This is a genomic window from Streptomyces sp. NPDC007905 (assembly GCF_042959345.1).
Taxonomy (GTDB): domain Bacteria; phylum Actinomycetota; class Actinomycetes; order Streptomycetales; family Streptomycetaceae; genus Streptomyces.
The window spans coordinates 136,142-152,245 of the sequence record NZ_JBIBKS010000011.1 but is presented as its reverse complement, the minus strand read 5'-3'; the positions used below and the strand labels follow the sequence as shown (position 1 = coordinate 152,245).

Sequence of the window (16,104 nt, the reverse complement as noted above, 5' to 3'; positions counted from 1 at the left end):
TGCCGCAGTCTCTCAGAGCCCGGTTCGTCATCGACCACTCGGTAGGTACGTCTTTGACTAATGGGCAGTTCAGGCATTCCAGCACGTGGACCAGCGCACTTCCAAACACTGGAAACCCTCGGACGGCACTCTGTAAGCCCCAGATAAAACGGTCATAAAGAACGAGCCCCGCCAAAAGGCGGGGCGTTTGTGAGCACAGCGGCACCACTCGACCGCGTCGCGTGGTGACGCCGGGCGATTCCTCTGCCGAACTGTTATGAACACCGGAGCCGACCGTGTCAAAGTCCACAGCCGGCTCCGATTGATTTACGACAACTGCCGTACGGCATGTCGAACTTGGGTGCTACCGCAGGCGAGCCATCAGCGCGTGCTCGACCAGCGTGATCAGCGCACTCTTGGCGTCCGCGCGATGGCGGGCGTCCGTCGTGATGATCGGGGCGTCGGGACCGATCTGCAGGGCCTCGCGCACTTCATCGGGGGTGTACGGCTGCTGTCCGTCGAAGCCGTTGAGGGCGATGACGAACGGCAGACCGCTGTTCTCGAAGTAGTCCACGGCCGGGAAGCAGTCCGCGAGGCGCCGGGTGTCCACGAGCACCACCGCGCCGATGGCGCCGCGGACCAGGTCGTCCCACATGAACCAGAAGCGGTCCTGGCCCGGCGTACCGAAGAGGTACAGGATCAGGTCCTGGTCCAGGGTGATACGGCCGAAGTCCATCGCCACCGTGGTGGTCGTCTTGTCTCCGGTGTGGGTGAGGTCGTCGATGCCCGCCGAAGCGGACGTCATCACGGCCTCCGTACGCAGCGGGTTGATCTCCGAGACGGCGCCGACGAACGTGGTCTTGCCCACGCCGAAGCCGCCCGCCACCACGATCTTCGCGGAGGTGGTGGCCCGGCCCGCGTCAGAGCTTGCGAAGTCCACTGAGCACCCTTTCGAGCAGCGTCACGTCCGGAGCGCCGCCGTTGTTCTCGTCGCCACCCGGCTGGTGGATGGCGACCAGGCCGGCCTCGGCGAGGTCGGCTACCAGGATCCGGGCCACGCCGAGCGGCATGGCCAGCAGCGCGGAGACCTCCGCGACCGACTTGACCTCCCGGCACAGGTGGCAGATGCGCTGGTGCTCCGGGAGCAGTCCCATGAGGGCTGCCGGGTCGGCCGTGGTGCTGATCAGTGCCTCGATGGCCAGCTGGTACCGCGGCCGGGTCCGGCCGCCGGTCATCGCGTACGGCCTCACCAGCGGCTGGTCGCCCTCGTCCCCGTACGGCTCGGCGTACGGATCATGATGGGCGGTGGGCGGGGTCATGAATCCTCCGGGCGGGACAGCAAGTCGGTCAGTCGTGCCGTCTGACGGGGCCGGTGGGGGGATTGTGGCGGCCGGACGGTGTTTTCGTGAGGTGGGTGGTGCCGGAGCAGGTCAGTGGAGCAGACTGCCCTGGAGTTCGGCGCGCAGATCCGGGGTGAGTACCGCACCCGCGCGGTCGACGAGCAGTGCCATCTCGTAGCCGACGAGACCGATGTCGCACTCGGGATGGGCCAGGACCGCGAGGGACGACCCGTCCGAGACGGACATCAGGAAGAGGAAGCCGCGCTCCATCTCGACGACCGTCTGTGCCACGTTGCCGCCCTCGAAGATCCGGGACGCCCCGGCCGTGAGGGAGGTCAACCCGGACGCGACGGCCGCCAGCTGGTCGGCGCGGTCCCGCGGGAAACCTTCGGACATTGCCAGCAGAAGGCCGTCGGCGGAGACCACCACTGTGTGGGACACCCCGGGGGTGTTGTCCACAAAGTTGGTGATCAACCAGTTCAGGTTCTGTGCCGCCTGGCTCATCGGACTCAACTAACGCTCCTGCTGGTGAGTGGGGCTCGGGAAGCTGCCGGTCTGGCCGCTGCCGGCCTGACGGCCCTGAGCGATGCCCCGACGGAGATTGGTCAGCCGGCCGCGTACGTCATCGGGCGCACGCGAGACCTGCGGACCGCTTTGGTGCTGTTGCTGCTGGGCCGTGCCCGGAACGAGGTTCGCCCGGGGCACCCGGCGCGGCAGGCCGGAGGTGGTGACGCCACCCGCCGCGGGCTGCCGTACGCGCTCCGCCTGACGGACGAGTTCGTCGTTGGGCGAGGTGCGCCAGGAGCCGGTGGCGGAGGCCGAACGCTGGGGACCGGGCGTGGGTGCCTGCTGAGGTGCCGGCGCGGGGGTGTTGTCCGGCTGCCGCTCCTGCTGGCCGTGGAACCAGTTGGTCTCCAGCGTGTCGTACAGCGGGGTACGGCCGTCACCCGGGCCGGTGGCCGGCGGCAGCGCCTCCGGCTCCTGCCGGACCGGACGCTGCTGCTGGGCCGGCGGGCGCGGGGCGCCGAAGTCGCCGCGGCCGCCCTGCTGCGGGCGCTCGAACTGACCGGTGTCCGCCGGGCCCTGGCCCGGCCGGCCGGGCAGCGCGTGCCTCCCGGAGGAGCTGCCGTCGAAGCCGGCGTCGTAGGCCCGCGGGGCCGCGAACCGGCCCGTGTTCTGCGGGTTCTGCTGCCCGGGCGCCGGCGTGCCGAAGACGTCGGAGCGGACGAACTGCCCGCCGCCGCTCTGCTGGCCGAACTGGCTGTTGTCCTGCTGGGCGCCGGGCCGGGCGAACTGGCCGGTCTGCTGCGGGCCTTCGCTGCCGGGGCGCGCGAACTGGCCCGTGGAGCCACCGGTGGCGAAGTCGGGACGGGGGAACTCGCCCGTGGCGGCCGGGCCCTGCGCGTCGATGCGGGGCATCTGCGCGGTCGAGCCCGGACCCTGCTGGTCGTCGACGCGCGGCATGCGCCCGGTCTGCGCCGGGTCCTGCTCGTCATGGCCGCGCGGGGCGTCCAGCGAGGCGCGCGACTGGGCGTTGTCGTTCCAGTCCGGGGTGCGCGAGGGCGGGTTGCCGCCGGGCAGTTCGGCCCGCGGACCGCCACGCGGCGACAGCTGGGGCTGACGGCCCTGGTCGGACGCGTTCGCGCCGGCGCGCGGCGGAACGGGGCCGCGACCGCCGAAGGCGTCCTGCTGGGGTCCGCCGGTACCCGCGGCCTGCAGGCCCTGCGTCTGACCGCCGAAGCCGCCCGCACCCGCACCGGCCGGGGCCGGCCGGCCCTGCTGCGGGGCACCAGGACCCTGCGGACCACGCGCGCCACCCGGCGCACCGGGACGGCCGCCCTGGCCGGTGCCGGGCAGCGCGGCCCGCGGACCCTGGGCGGAGCCGACCTGGCCGCGCGGGCCGGGGCCGGCGCCGAGGCGTCCACCACCGGACGGCGCACCGCCGAGGGCGCCGCCCGGACCGTTGCCGCCGTTGTTGCGGCGGGCGGCGGCAACACCGGCAGCGGCCTGCGCGGCGGCCGGACCGCCGGTCGGCGCGGGCGCGCCGGGCTTGCCCGGGACGGGCTTCTTGCCGCCCTGGGCGACGTCGACGGGAAGCATGACCAGCGCGGTCGTGCCGCCGGAGTCGGACGGGCGCAGCTGGATGCGGATGCCGTGGCGCTGCGACAGACGACCGACCACGAACAGGCCCATGCGGCGGGAGACGGAGACGTCCACGGTGGGCGGCGAGGCGAGCCGCTCGTTGATCGCCGCGAGGTCCTCGGGGGAGAGGCCGATACCGGTGTCGTGGATCTCGATCAGCACCCGGCCGTCGGGCAGCGCGTGACCGGTGACCTTGACCTTGGTCTGCGGCGAGGAGAAGGAGGTGGCGTTCTCGAGCAGCTCGGCCAGGAGGTGCACGAGGTCGTTGACCACCCGTCCTGCGACCTCGGTGGTCGGCACGGCGGCCAGTTCGATGCGCTCGTACTGCTCCACCTCGGACGCGGCGGCACGGAGCACGTCGACCAGCGGGACCGGGCGGGTCCAGCGGCGGCCGGGCTCTTCACCCGCGAGGACCAGGAGGTTCTCACCGTTACGGCGCATACGCGTCGCGAGGTGGTCGAGCTTGAAGAGGGAGGACAGCTGGTCCGGGTCGGCCTCGCGGGACTCCAGCTCGGAGATCAGCGACAGCTGGCGCTGGATCAGACCCTGGGAGCGGCGCGAGAGGTTGGTGAACATCGCGTTGACGTTGCCTCGCAGCAGGGCCTGCTCGGCGGCGAGGCGGACCGCCTCGCGGTGCACGTCGTCGAAGGCCGCGGCCACCTGGCCGATCTCGTCCTTGGAGTGCACACCGACCGACTCCACCGACGTGTCGACGTCCTGCGGGTCGGACTCGGACAGCTGCTTGACCAGCTCGGGCAGCCGGTCCTGGGCGACCTTGGTCGCGGTCTCCTGCAGCCGGCGCAGCGAGCGGATCATGGACCGGGCCACGACGAACGCACCGACCAGCGAGATGCCCAGCACCAGCAGGATCAGCGCACCGGAGATGATCGCGTCCTGCTCGGAGGACGACTTCAGCTCGCGGGCCTTCTGCTCCATGTCCTCGAGCAGCGTCTGCTCGATCTTCTTCATCTCCTGGATCTTGGTCGTACTGTCGTCCACCCAGTCGCGGTACGAGCGCGCCGGCAGGCCGTCGAGACCGTCGCGGGACTCGAAGGTCCGCTTGGCGTACAGGTCCGCGGCCTGGATGATCGGGTTGCCCTCCTCGATCGGCTTGAGGAGTTGGTCCGGGTTCTGGTTGCTGTAGATCTTCCGGAAGATCGCGATCTCGGAGTTCTCGCTCTCGTACGCGGAGGCGCCGTAGAGGCGGTCGTTGTCGGAGAGCTTGCCCTTGGAGGTGTTGCTGGAGGTCAGGGCCGCGGCGATGACGGCGCGCTGCACCGAGGCGTACTCCTTGGCGGTGGAGAAGGCCGCCAGGGCACGGGTGCGGGAGATCATCTCCGGGTTGCTGGACGCCTCCGCCATGGACTGGGAGAGGTCGATCAGCTGGGTGATCAGCCGGTGGTAGGCCTCGACCGTCTGCGTCGAGTTGTTCTTCGACTGGTAGGCGTCCCGGCGGATCTTGGCCAGGTCGCCCAGCTGTTCGGCGAGGCTGACCAGGGTGTCGCGGACGCCCTGGAGCTGGCCGTTCTTGCTCGCCTCGTCGATCTGCTCGGAGGAGTTGAGGAAGTTCTCGCGGGCGCGGTCGGTCTTGTCCTCGTAGCCCTTGATCTCGTAGGCGGACGTCACGCCGTGCGACAGGGGGCCGGCCGACTGGTCGCGCTCGTCCTGAAGCGCCATGGCCAGCTGGGTGGCCTGCTTGGTCATGTCCGTCAGCAGCTTCATGTTGTCGAGCTGCTGGATGTCGTCCATGGACTGGCTGATACGCACAGCGCCCAGAGAGGTCGCCGCGACGACCGGGAGCGCGAGCAGCGACACCAGACGCGTGGAGATGCGCCAGTTGCGCAGGGCCATGCGCGAACCGGGGCCGGTCGGGCTCTTGGCGGGCTTCACGGGCGGCGTGGGGTTCGCCGCCTTCGTCTTCGCGGAGCCCACCGCGACCGTCGGGGCGGACACGCCGGGGCGCCCGGAGCGCTCACCGCCGTCTCCGGACGGTGCCGGGCCCGGGTTCTGGGCGTGCTGGGGCGAGGAACCGCGGTCGGTCCCGCCGTGCGCCTCCGGCTCCGCCGGAGCGCTGCCATCCCTCTTGAAACGTCCCTGCACTAGCGTCGCAACCTCTGGACCAGGCGCCCCTCCGCGTGAACGGAGAGACACGGTTTCGGCGTCTTGGAGAGCGCCCTGAATACGCCCCCCGGGTGGTCTTGAGTGACCGGCGCAGGTTTCCCCCTATCTCGCCGCCACTCGGCGCTGCTGCGCCCCCTGCGCGCCGGCTCGATCCCGCGGCGGTCCGTGGAATTCCAGCACAGTGCCGGATCTCCAACAAGGGCCATACCCCGAGCTGTGACCTCCGTGACGCCTTGTGACCACCGGACTACGACCTGTGTAGGTCGTTCTCCTGCAAAACGGGCATACCCCTGCGAGTTGTCACGCGGTGCCCGGTGTCCCAGTCGCCATGATCAGGTGCGGAATGCAGGCTTCAGGGGGTCAATGTCCGTTTCCTTGGGGCGAGGTGTAGGCCGGAATTGACCGATTTGCCCCTGGATTCGTGAGCAAACTCACACGCAGATCATGGAGCGTTCCCGTCTGTGACGGGGAAGCGGATGTTTAGCCTGACGCTTTACAAGATGAAGCATTCTGTTCGACACGAGGCCACAGGACGACAACGGTGAAGACGACGATGATGTTCCGGACGATAGCCAACCCGCGGCGCACGACGCTGGCGCACCTCGAGGACGCCGACGACCTGCAGACGCCCGAGCTGCCGGAGCACTCCCTCGACCTCCCCGCCCAGACGGCCAACCCGAGGCGCACCGTCCTGGTGGAGGTCCCGGCCGGCCTGGCGGTCGAGGCCGGCGCGTAGCCGGGCGGGCACCGCACTCGTCGAGCGCGGCCCGGAGATCACGCACCCGCGATGATCTTCCTGGCCGCGCTCACCTTTTGGGCGTGCAGGGTCTTCAGCCGCCGCAACACCGCGATCCGGTTCCGGATCATCCGGCGCTGAATCCCGGTCTCGGCCTTCAGCCACGATTCCAGATGGTTCGTACGGCGCTTGCACGCCATGTCGGCCGCCGCCGTCGCCTTCTCCTCCGCGGTCACCCGGCCGTCCGTGAACGCCGGATTCCGGAACGGTTCCAGCGGTGAGGCGTAGTCGTACCCGTTCTCCTTCATGCAGGCGGACCAGTGGGCGAACAGCGCCTCGACGCCGGAATCCCGCATCGAGTCGCTGAAACCGCCGGACGAGATGTTGCTCGCCGCGGTGACGCCCGCGGGATACTCGTGCGGCCGCGCGAGCTGCCGGACGGCCGAGCCCAGGCATCCCGTGTTCGGTACCGCCTTTCCCCGGAACTCCAGCTTTCCGCGCTTTCCGGCCGAGCCGTCCCTGTTTCCGTAGAGAACTCTGCGCTGGTCCGCGCCGAGTTTCGGTTCGGGGTCCCGCGGCTGCGGCGGCAGGTGATATCCGTAGCGCGCCGCGTCAGCCATGTCCGATATCCCGTACCGGCGGTCCGACGTGGCACCCGGAGCGGATTTCTTCGCGGGACGGTAGGAAAGCCCGAAACCTTTCATGCAGTCGCGGGCCAGGATCTGCTGCGCGGACTCGATGACCTCGTATTCGGCGTCGCTGTAGCTGTAGACCGCGAGGGGGAGCCGGTAGGTGTAGTCGCTCCTGCCGGGGCCCGTGGGGCTCGGCCCGGCCGCCGCGCGGGTGGTGTGCGGACCCTGGGCCGTCGGCTCCGGGGAGGCGCAGCCCGCGAGCAGCGCCAGGCAGACGGCGGCCGGCGCCAGCCGTGCCGCCGCACGTCGGCGGCGCTGGATCAGTTCCACTTGTAGCAGTTGGTGCCGCTGCGGGCGAAGCCCAGCGAGGCGTTCTCGTTGTAGGTGTTGTGCAGCCGGTCGGTGGCGGTGAGCGGGGCGAAGGTGTCACAGGCCCCCGAGTAGCCGTTGTTGTAGAAGACCGTGGCGATGTTGTCGACGCTCAGGTTGTTGAAGGAGACCGCGTTGTTCTTGACCGGCAGGCCCCTGCCGGCCCCGGAGGTCACAAAGGTGTAGCCGGCGAGATTGGACACGCTGCTGCCCCGGAAAGCGGTGAAGGAACCGGTCCGTCCGCTGTTGTGGAAGAAGATCCCGCAGTTCTTCTCCTCGTTCAGGCAGTAGGGGCCCGCATCGGCATGCGCCAGGGGAGCCGTGCTCAGTACCGCGACGACTGCTGCCGGAATCGCGACAGCGAGGGAACAGAGCTTCCGGGATGCCTTCATGAGGTCCTCTCCCCGTCGGAAATTCGGTGGTTTTTCCGGGGGGATCCCAGGGTCCGGATCCGGCCGGATCAATAGCGCTTCCGGCCACTGGCGCCGGGTGGCATCACGCGGCGCGGATCGCGGGCAATAAGGGTGATGCGCCCGTATGCCGGGTTGTCGCGTGGAATGCCATGGGCGCGGAACTCCCGGAATTCGGAATTCCGGTACGACGGTTTCCGCTGCGGAAAAGCCCCGTCGCCACGCCGCACCGCCCGAACACCGGGCGGCCCGACCGGTTAACCTGGGGCGTCAGTACGCCGGTTCTAGTTGAGGGGCGCAAGGATCCCGTGCGCATCGCCAGGTTCTCCATCGACGGGAACGTAGCCTTCGGCGCGGTCGAGGGCGACACGCAGGACGAACTCGTCCTCGACATCATCAAGGGCATCCCGTTCGCGGACTACGAGCTGTCCGGGACGAAGGTGCCGGTGAGCAAGGTCAGGCTGCTCCCGCCGGTCCTGCCCAACAAGGTCGTGGCGTTCGGGCGCAACTACGCCGACCACGCCAGGGAGCTGGGCAACGAGGTGCCCGACACCCCGTTCGCCTTCTTCAAGCCGTCCACCTCGGTGATCGGCCCCGGCGACGACATCCAGTACCCCCCCTTCTCGCAGGAACTGCACCACGAGGCCGAGCTGGCCGTCGTCATCGGCCGCATGTGCCGCGAGGTACCGCGCGAGCGCGTCAAGGACGTGGTCTTCGGCTACACCTGCGCCAACGACGTCACCGCCCGCGACGTGCAACAGCGCGAGAAGCAGTGGGCCCGGGCCAAGGGCTTCGACACCTCCTGCCCGCTGGGCCCCTGGGTGGAGACGGAGCTGGACCTCGACCGCGCCAACGACCTGACCATCCAGCTCACCGTCAACGGCGAACAGCGCCAGCTGGGCCGTACGAGCGAGATGATCCATCCCATCGAGGACCTGGTCGTCAACATCTCCGAGGCCATGACCCTGCTCCCGGGCGACGTCATCCTCACCGGCACCCCCGCGGGGGTCGGCCCCCTGAACGTCGGCGACGAGGTCGCCGTCACCATCGAAGGCATCGGCACTCTCACCAACAAGGTTGTCAAGCGTGGCTAGCGCATCCGGCTCCCCCGTACGCGTCCGTTTCTGCCCCTCGCCCACCGGTAACCCCCACGTGGGCCTCGTCCGCACCGCCCTGTTCAACTGGGCGTTCGCCCGGCACCACCAGGGCACTCTGGTCTTCCGTATCGAGGACACCGACGCGGCCCGAGACTCGGAGGAGTCCTACAACCAGCTGCTCGACGCGATGCGCTGGCTGGGCTTCGACTGGGACGAGGGCCCCGAGGTCGGCGGCCCGCACCCGCCCTACCGCCAGTCGCAGCGCATGGACCTCTACCAGGACGTCGCCCACAAGCTCCTCGACGCCGGTCACGCGTACCACTGCTACTGCTCCCAGGAGGAGCTGGACACCCGCCGCGAGGCCGCCCGGGCCGCCGGCAGGCCCTCCGGCTACGACGGCCACTGCCGTGACCTGACCGCCGAGCAGGTCGAGGAGTACACGGCCCAGGGCCGTACGCCGATCGTCCGCTTCCGCATGCCGGACGAGACGATCACCTTCACGGACCTGGTCCGCGGCGAGCTGACCTTCACGCCGGAGAACGTGCCGGACTACGGCATCGTCCGCGCCAATGGCGCACCGCTGTACACGCTGGTGAACCCGGTCGACGACGCCCTGATGGAGATCACCCACGTTCTGCGCGGCGAGGACCTGCTCTCCTCCACCCCGCGGCAGATCGCCCTGTACAAGGCGCTGATCGAGCTGGGCATCGCCAAGCGCATCCCGGAGTTCGGCCACCTGCCGTACGTGATGGGCGAGGGCAACAAGAAGCTTTCCAAGCGCGACCCGCAGGCGTCCCTCAACCTCTACCGCGAGCGCGGTTTCCTCCCCGAGGGCCTGCTCAACTACCTGTCCCTGCTCGGCTGGTCGCTCTCGGCGGACCAGGACATCTTCACGATCGACGAGATGGTCGCGGCCTTCGACATCAAGGACGTGAACCCCAACCCGGCGCGCTTCGACCTGAAGAAGTGCGAGGCGATCAACGCCGACCACATCCGCATGCTCGATGTGAAGGACTTCACGGAGCGCTGCCGCCCCTGGCTGAGGGCCCCGTTCGCCCCGTGGGCGCCGGAGGACTTCGACGAGGCCAAGTGGCAGGCGATCGCCCCGCACGCCCAGACCCGTCTGAAGGTCCTCTCCGAGGTCACCGACAACGTCGACTTCCTCTTCCTCCCCGAGCCGGTCTTCGACGAGGCCTCGTGGGCCAAGGCCATGAAGGAAGGCAGCGACGCCCTCCTGCGCACGGCCCGCGAGAAGCTGGAGTCGGCCGACTGGACCTCGGCCGAGTCGCTCAAGGAGGCCGTCCTGGCGGCCGGCGAGGCCCACGGCCTCAAGCTCGGCAAGGCCCAGGCCCCGGTCCGCGTGGCCGTCACCGGCCGCACGGTCGGCCTGCCCCTGTTCGAGTCCCTGGAGATCCTGGGCAAGGAGAGGACACTGGCGCGGATCGACGCGGCGCTGGCGAAGCTCGCGGCGTAACGAACGCCATACCTGAGGGGCGGCAGCCGGAGTCCCCGGGTGCCGACCCTCGTCGTCCGCATCCGCGGGACACGACGGCGAGGCGCCGGTTACCGTCGGTGTCATGACGATCAGAGCCGTGGTCTGGGACGTCGACGACACCCTCTTCGACTACACGACCGCCGACCGTGAGGGCATGCGTGCCCACCTGGCGGTGGAAGGCCTGCTCGCCGGGTACGCGACCGCGGAGCAGGCCCTCGTGCGGTGGCGGGAGATCACCGACCGGCAGTGGGCGCGCTTCTCGGCCGGGGAGGTCTCCTTCGAGGTGCAGCGGCGCGACCGCGTACGGGTCTTCCTGGGGCAGGACCTGGCCGACGCCGAGGCCGACGCCTGGTTCCGGCGTTACATCGGTCACTACGAGGCCGCCTGGAGCCTGTTCCCGGACGTGGTGCCTGCCCTGGACGCGCTCGCCGTCAGCCACCGGCACGCGGTGCTGTCGAACTCCAGCCTCACGGTCCAGGAACACAAGCTGCGCACCCTCGGCCTCCTCGACCGCTTCGAGAGCGTGTTGTGCGCCGCGGAGCTGGGCGTCTCCAAGCCGCAGGCCGGCGCGTTCCTCGCGGCCTGCGAGGTGCTCGGCCTGCCGCCGCACGAGGTGGCGTACGTCGGCGACCACCCGGAGATCGACGGGCGGGGCGCGGCCGAGGCCGGGCTGCTGTCCGTGTGGATCGACCGCGGCGGGGTGTACGCGCAGGGTGCGGAGGCCGTGGTGACGCACCGGATCTCCACCCTCGCCGAACTCCCCGCGCTGGTCCGCTCGGATACTCGTTTTGGAGCCCCGTCCACCTTCGGGTAATGTTCTTCCTGCGCCGCCGGGGAGCGGGCCGAAAGGCCGGGACCCGGAGGAGCGAACTAGAACGAGATCCCCTCAGGGGCTTGAGTTCCAGTGGCCTATGGTGTAATTGGCAGCACGACTGATTCTGGTTCAGTTAGTCTTGGTTCGAGTCCAGGTAGGCCAGCTCGCAGAGCTCATCTGCAAAGCCCCCGTTGTGTAGCGGCCTAGCACGCTGCCCTCTCAAGGCAGTAGCGCCGGTTCGAATCCGGTCGGGGGTACTGGTCTCGATCAACTCGAGATCGCTAGGGCCCCCGTTGTGTAGCGGCCTAGCACGCCGCCCTCTCAAGGCGGTAGCGCCGGTTCGAATCCGGTCGGGGGTACTGACTGGTCTAAACCATCATTGGTCTATGGTGTAATTGGCAGCACGACTGATTCTGGTTCAGTTAGTCTTGGTTCGAGTCCAGGTAGACCAGCTCGGATCTGCGGAAACGTAAGATCCTCGCCCCCGTTGTGTAGCGGCCTAGCACGCCGCCCTCTCAAGGCGGTAGCGCCGGTTCGAATCCGGTCGGGGGTACGAGACGAAGGCTCTTCGCTTTGGCGGAGAGCCTTCGCTGTTCCCGGGCTTATTCGAAGCCGTACCGCCGGGCCGACTCCTCCTCCTGGGCCAGCCGGCGCAGGGCCCGCAGTATCGGCTCGGTCAGCACCGCGCCGAGCACCGCCGTCTCCACCTTCTCCGCCTCCGACGTATGCGTCTCCACGAAGTCCAGGTCGAGTTTCGCCGCCTCGTGCATCAACTTGGCGTAGGAGGCGAGCAGTTCGGTCTCCCAGTCGTAGCCGAGCCGGCGGAACGCGGCCACCGCCGCCACCAGGGAGCGGTACGCGGGGGAGATCGTCGTCAGCAGCTTCGCGTTCGACCAGCCCACCCTGTCCAGCAGCTCCTCCGCCTCCCGGCGCGCCGCCCGCACGAACGCGTCGTCCTCGTCGGGCTCCGGTGCCTGCGGCAGCGCCCACAGGGCCGCGCCCAGCCGGATCGTGCGGCCCAGGGACTCGTCGTCGATGTTCCGCAGCACCTCCCGGACCGTGGCCACCGAGAGCCCGCCGACCTGGATCATCGCGCGCACCAGCCGCAGTCGGCGCAGATGCTCGCCGTCGTACTCCGCCGTCGTCGTGTTGATCTGGCGGCCCGGCGGCAACAGGCCTTCGCGCAGGTAGTACTTGATCGTCGCGGTGGACACGCCACTGCGTCTGCTCAGTTCGGCGAGCCGCATGTCTTGCGCCCCTTCTCGGATAACGGCACTATCCAAGCATCCACAGTTGGATAGCGTCGCTCACCAACGAGGGGGAACTCATGGTGGCCCGTACGACAGCCGACGCGAAGGGTGAGGTCGTCGTCCTGCTGATCGGCATGCGCATCAACCGCTTCCGGGCGGTGCACCTGTGGCTGCCTGTGCTGCTCGCGATGCTCCGCATGCTGCGCGAACTGGAGAAGGACCGAGGGCGGGGCCTGCGCGCCAAGGTTCTGCTGACGGCGTCGCCTCGTACGTACTACGTCGTGCAGTACTGGGAGTCCAAGGACAAGCTGTACGCCTACGCCACCGCGCCGGACGCGTTCCATCACAGGGCGTGGGCCTTGATCAACCGCAAGGAGCGCAGCGGCACGCTGCGGGGGCAGGTCGGGATCTGGCACGAGACGTATGTCGTCCCGGAGGGGTCGTACGAGGCGATCTACGGGGACATGCCCGCGTTCGGCCTCGCCGCCGCGCACGGGCAGGTGCCGCTGGAGAAGCGGGGGCGGTATGCCAGGGACCGGTTCGCTCATCGGTCGCAGGAGGCGCCGCTCACCGACGGCGCCGTCTGAGAGGACCGAGGGGACCGAGGGGGGCCTGCCGCGGCGTTGAGGCGGCCCCACCCCGGTGACGTCCTCGATGTGGCGGAGCTCAGCCCGAGCGGCGCAGGGCCTCCGAGAGGCGGCCTGCGGCGTCGATGACCGCCTGGGCGTGCATACGGCCCGGGTGGCGGGTCAGGCGCTCGATGGGGCCGGAGACGGACACGGCGGCCACCACGCGGTTGGAAGGGCCGCGTACGGGCGCGGAGACGGACGCGACGCCCGGCTCGCGCTCGCCGATGGACTGGGCCCAGCCGCGCCGTCGTACGCCCGACAGGGCCGTCGCCGTGAAGCGGGCCCCCTGCAGACCGCGGTGCAGGCGCTCGGGCTCCTCCCAGGCGAGCAGGATCTGCGCCGAGGAGCCCGCCTTCATGGTCAGCGTGGAGCCGACCGGGACCGTGTCCCGCAGGCCGGACAGGCGTTCCGCCGCGGCCACACAGATCCGCATGTCACCCTGGCGTCGGTAGAGCTGCGCGCTCTCGCCGGTGACATCGCGGAGGTGGGTGAGCACGGGGCCCGCCGTGGCGAGCAGGCGGTCCTCGCCGGCCGCCGCCGCCAGTTCCGCGAGGCGCGGGCCGAGGATGAACCGGCCCTGCATGTCGCGTGCCACCAGGCGGTGGTGTTCCAGGGCCACGGCCAGGCGGTGGGCCGTGGGTCGTGCCAGTCCGGTCGCCCCGACCAGACCCGCGAGGGTGGCCGGACCGGACTCCAGAGCGCTCAGGACGAGGGCCGCCTTGTCCAGAACGCCGACGCCGCTACTGTTGTCCATGCAACGATACTCACGTCTCACTCTGTGAAACGCAAGTTCAATTTTCCGTGGAACGCGCCACCCTGGAATCACACACAGCGGCCCGTGGACCAAGGGGCCTGGCGGCGGACGCCCGGAACAGGGGCGCGGGCAGCCGCCTCCTCAAGATCTCTAGTTTGGGTCGGCGGACGCTTGCCGACCGGAGGGAAAGCGATGGGTAGGACACTCGCGGAGAAGGTCTGGGACGACCACGTCGTCCGGCGCGCCGAGGGCGAGCCCGACCTCCTCTACATCGATCTGCACCTGCTGCACGAGGTGACCAGCCCGCAGGCCTTCGACGGGCTGCGGCAGAACGGTCGCAGGGTGCGTCGCCTCGACCTCACCATCGCGACCGAGGACCACAACACCCCGACCCTCGACATCGACAAGCCCATCGCCGACCCGGTTTCCCGGGCCCAGCTGGAGACCCTGCGCAAGAACTGCGCCGAGTTCGGCGTGCGACTGCACCCGCTGGGCGACGTCGAGCAGGGCGTCGTGCACGTCGTGGGTCCGCAGCTGGGCCTGACGCAGCCGGGCACCACCGTCGTCTGCGGTGACTCGCACACCTCCACGCACGGTGCCTTCGGCGCGCTGGCGTTCGGCATCGGCACCTCCCAGGTGGAGCACGTGCTGGCCACCCAGACGCTGCCGCTGGCCCGCCCCAAGACCATGGCGATCACCGTCGAGGGCGAGCTGCCCGAGGGCGTCACCGCCAAGGACCTGATCCTGGCGATCATCGCCAGGATCGGTACCGGCGGCGGCCAGGGCTACATCCTGGAGTACCGCGGCTCCGCCATCGAGAAGCTCTCGATGGAGGCCCGGATGACCATCTGCAACATGTCGATCGAGGCCGGTGCCCGCGCGGGCATGATCGCCCCCGACGAGACCACGTTCGCGTACCTCAAGGGCCGCCCGCACGCCCCCGAGGGTGCCGACTGGGACGCCGCGGTCGAGTACTGGAAGACGCTGCGCACCGACGAGGACGCCGTCTTCGACGCCGAGGTCGTCATCAACGCCGCCGAGCTGTCGCCGTTCGTCACCTGGGGCACCAACCCCGGCCAGGGCGCGCCGCTTTCGGCGTCCGTCCCCGACCCGGCTTCGTACGAAGACGCTTCGGAGCGCCTGGCCGCCGAAAAGGCCCTGGAGTACATGGGGTTGGAGGCCGGTCAGTCGCTGCGCTCCATCCAGGTGGACACCGTCTTCGTAGGCTCCTGCACCAACGGCCGCATCGAGGACCTCCGGGCCGCGGCCGCGATCCTGAAGGACCGCAAAGTCGCCGACGGCGTACGGATGCTGGTCGTCCCGGGCTCCGCGCGGGTCGGTCTGCAGGCCGTCTCCGAGGGTCTGGACGTGGTCTTCAAGGAGGCCGGCGCCGAATGGCGGCACGCGGGCTGCTCGATGTGCCTCGGCATGAACCCCGACCAGCTGGCTCCGGGTGAGCGCTCCGCCTCCACATCCAACCGCAACTTCGAGGGCCGGCAGGGCAAGGGCGGCCGCACCCATCTGGTGTCGCCGCAGGTCGCGGCCGCGACCGCCGTCCTGGGCCACCTGGCCTCGCCCGCCGATCTGTCCGACGCCCCCGTGCCCGCTGGAGTCTGAGAACCATGGAAGCCTTCACCACCCACACCGGCCGGGCCGTCCCGCTGCGCCGCAGCAACGTCGACACCGACCAGATCATCCCTGCTCACTGGCTCAAGAAGGTGACCCGGGACGGTTTCGAGGACGGGCTGTTCGAGGCCTGGCGCAAAGACGAGTCCTTCATCCTCAACCGGCCCGAGCGGCAGGGCGCCACCGTCCTGGTCGCCGGTCCCGACTTCGGCACCGGCTCCTCCCGCGAGCACGCCGTCTGGGCGCTGCAGAACTACGGCTTCAAGGCCGTGATCTCCTCCCGCTTCGCGGACATCTTCCGGGGCAACTCGCTGAAGAACGGCCTGCTCACGGTGGTTCTCGACCAGAAGGTCGTGGACGCGCTGTGGGAGCTGACCGAGGCGGACCCGACTGCTGAGGTCGCTGTGGACCTTGAGGCTCGTGAGGTTCGTGCGCAGGGCATCACCGCCTCCTTCGAGCTGGACGAGAACTCCCGCTGGCGGCTGCTGAACGGCCTGGACGACATCTCCATCACCCTGCGGAACGAGGCCGACATCGCCACCTACGAGGCCAAGCGGCCCGCTTACAAGCCGCGCACGCTCCAGATCTGAGCCCGGGCGGCAGATCTGAGCCCGGGCGGCCGGACAAGTCGAGTTTCGGTCATCGCAACACCCCCGCTGTACCCCCGATCGCCACGATTGGGGGTACAGCCATGTCTGCACCCGAACGGC

15 protein-coding genes and 5 tRNA genes are annotated in these 16,104 nt (G+C 69.6%); 12 read left to right on the top strand and 8 right to left on the bottom strand.

The genetic code is table 11. The features are described 5' to 3' along the window. Positions 1-343: 343 nt before the first annotated feature. The 4 genes from ACFZDC_RS21115 to ACFZDC_RS21100 all read right to left on the bottom strand — a co-directional run bounded on the left by ACFZDC_RS21115 (position 344) and on the right by ACFZDC_RS21100 (position 5,561). Positions 344-919, bottom strand: coding sequence for an ATP/GTP-binding protein (locus tag ACFZDC_RS21115; protein ID WP_067301226.1), 576 nt, complete (start codon positions 917-919; stop codon positions 344-346). After that, a complete protein-coding gene (locus tag ACFZDC_RS21110) occupies positions 900-1,298 on the bottom strand; it encodes a DUF742 domain-containing protein (RefSeq protein WP_009190816.1) in 399 nt (132 codons plus the stop codon). The genes ACFZDC_RS21115 and ACFZDC_RS21110 overlap by 20 nt, the downstream gene beginning before the upstream one ends. A 111-nt stretch (positions 1,299-1,409) precedes the next feature. Next, complete coding sequence (locus ACFZDC_RS21105; RefSeq protein ID WP_003973453.1) at positions 1,410-1,823, bottom strand: roadblock/LC7 domain-containing protein; 414 nt, start codon at positions 1,821-1,823, stop codon at positions 1,410-1,412. A 9-nt stretch (positions 1,824-1,832) separates the two neighbouring features. Continuing rightward, on the bottom strand, positions 1,833-5,561 hold the full coding sequence (locus ACFZDC_RS21100) for a nitrate- and nitrite sensing domain-containing protein (protein WP_391325890.1): 3,729 nt from the start codon (positions 5,559-5,561) through the stop codon (positions 1,833-1,835). A 562-nt stretch (positions 5,562-6,123) separates the two neighbouring features. On the opposite strand from ACFZDC_RS21100, the gene ACFZDC_RS21095 reads away from it, so the two are divergent. Continuing rightward, positions 6,124-6,318: a hypothetical protein gene (locus tag ACFZDC_RS21095; RefSeq protein WP_391325888.1), complete on the top strand. Its 195-nt coding sequence runs from the start codon at positions 6,124-6,126 to the stop codon at positions 6,316-6,318. 38 nt (positions 6,319-6,356) lie between these two features. Here the strand turns inward: ACFZDC_RS21095 and ACFZDC_RS21090 are convergent, their stop codons facing one another. Beyond that, positions 6,357-7,280, bottom strand: a complete 924-nt coding sequence (locus ACFZDC_RS21090) for a hypothetical protein (protein ID WP_391325886.1) — start codon at positions 7,278-7,280, stop codon at positions 6,357-6,359. After that, the gene (locus ACFZDC_RS21085) at positions 7,271-7,711 is read right to left on the bottom strand and encodes a hypothetical protein (RefSeq protein WP_391325884.1); all 441 of its coding nucleotides are present in this window, start codon (positions 7,709-7,711) and stop codon (positions 7,271-7,273) included. The genes ACFZDC_RS21090 and ACFZDC_RS21085 overlap by 10 nt, the downstream gene beginning before the upstream one ends. 326 nt (positions 7,712-8,037) lie before the next feature. Between ACFZDC_RS21085 and ACFZDC_RS21080 the strand changes: the two genes are divergently transcribed. The 8 genes from ACFZDC_RS21080 (at position 8,038) to ACFZDC_RS21045 (ending at position 11,688) form a co-directional block, all read left to right on the top strand. Continuing rightward, positions 8,038-8,823 (top strand): fumarylacetoacetate hydrolase family protein, encoded by a 786-nt coding sequence (locus tag ACFZDC_RS21080; RefSeq protein WP_391325882.1) that lies wholly within the window; start codon positions 8,038-8,040, stop codon positions 8,821-8,823. Next, complete coding sequence (gene gltX, locus ACFZDC_RS21075) at positions 8,816-10,300, top strand: glutamate--tRNA ligase (protein WP_391325880.1); 1,485 nt, start codon at positions 8,816-8,818, stop codon at positions 10,298-10,300. The genes ACFZDC_RS21080 and gltX overlap by 8 nt, the downstream gene beginning before the upstream one ends. 103 nt (positions 10,301-10,403) lie before the next feature. After that, positions 10,404-11,135: an HAD-IA family hydrolase gene (locus ACFZDC_RS21070; RefSeq protein WP_391325878.1), complete on the top strand. Its 732-nt coding sequence runs from the start codon at positions 10,404-10,406 to the stop codon at positions 11,133-11,135. A 91-nt stretch (positions 11,136-11,226) separates the two neighbouring features. Beyond that, positions 11,227-11,298, top strand: a tRNA-Gln gene (locus ACFZDC_RS21065). A gap of 21 nt (positions 11,299-11,319) precedes the next feature. Continuing rightward, positions 11,320-11,392, top strand: a tRNA-Glu gene (locus ACFZDC_RS21060). Positions 11,393-11,421: 29 nt separating this feature from the next. Next, a tRNA-Glu gene (locus ACFZDC_RS21055) sits at positions 11,422-11,494 on the top strand. A gap of 21 nt (positions 11,495-11,515) precedes the next feature. Next, positions 11,516-11,587: transfer RNA gene (locus ACFZDC_RS21050), tRNA-Gln, on the top strand. Between the two features lie 28 nt (positions 11,588-11,615). Continuing rightward, positions 11,616-11,688 (top strand) — tRNA-Glu (locus ACFZDC_RS21045). A gap of 49 nt (positions 11,689-11,737) precedes the next feature. Here ACFZDC_RS21045 and ACFZDC_RS21040 read toward each other — a convergent pair. Next, the gene (locus ACFZDC_RS21040; RefSeq protein ID WP_391325876.1) at positions 11,738-12,382 is read right to left on the bottom strand and encodes a MerR family transcriptional regulator; all 645 of its coding nucleotides are present in this window, start codon (positions 12,380-12,382) and stop codon (positions 11,738-11,740) included. 80 nt (positions 12,383-12,462) lie between these two features. On the opposite strand from ACFZDC_RS21040, the gene ACFZDC_RS21035 reads away from it, so the two are divergent. Continuing rightward, positions 12,463-12,972 carry a monooxygenase family protein gene (locus ACFZDC_RS21035; RefSeq protein WP_391325874.1) on the top strand — a complete coding sequence of 170 codons (510 nt, stop codon included), beginning with the start codon at positions 12,463-12,465 and terminating at the stop codon, positions 12,970-12,972. Positions 12,973-13,051: 79 nt separating this feature from the next. Here ACFZDC_RS21035 and ndgR read toward each other — a convergent pair whose 3' ends face one another. After that, complete coding sequence (ndgR, locus tag ACFZDC_RS21030) at positions 13,052-13,768, bottom strand: IclR family transcriptional regulator NdgR (protein ID WP_391325872.1); 717 nt, start codon at positions 13,766-13,768, stop codon at positions 13,052-13,054. A 192-nt stretch (positions 13,769-13,960) separates the two neighbouring features. On the opposite strand from ndgR, the gene leuC reads away from it, so the two are divergent. Both leuC and leuD read left to right on the top strand, forming a co-directional pair. Further along, a complete protein-coding gene (gene leuC, locus ACFZDC_RS21025; protein ID WP_391325871.1) occupies positions 13,961-15,385 on the top strand; it encodes a 3-isopropylmalate dehydratase large subunit in 1,425 nt (474 codons plus the stop codon). 5 nt (positions 15,386-15,390) lie between these two features. Further along, on the top strand, positions 15,391-15,984 hold the full coding sequence (gene leuD, locus ACFZDC_RS21020) for a 3-isopropylmalate dehydratase small subunit (protein WP_391325869.1): 594 nt from the start codon (positions 15,391-15,393) through the stop codon (positions 15,982-15,984). Positions 15,985-16,104: the final 120 nt, after the last annotated feature.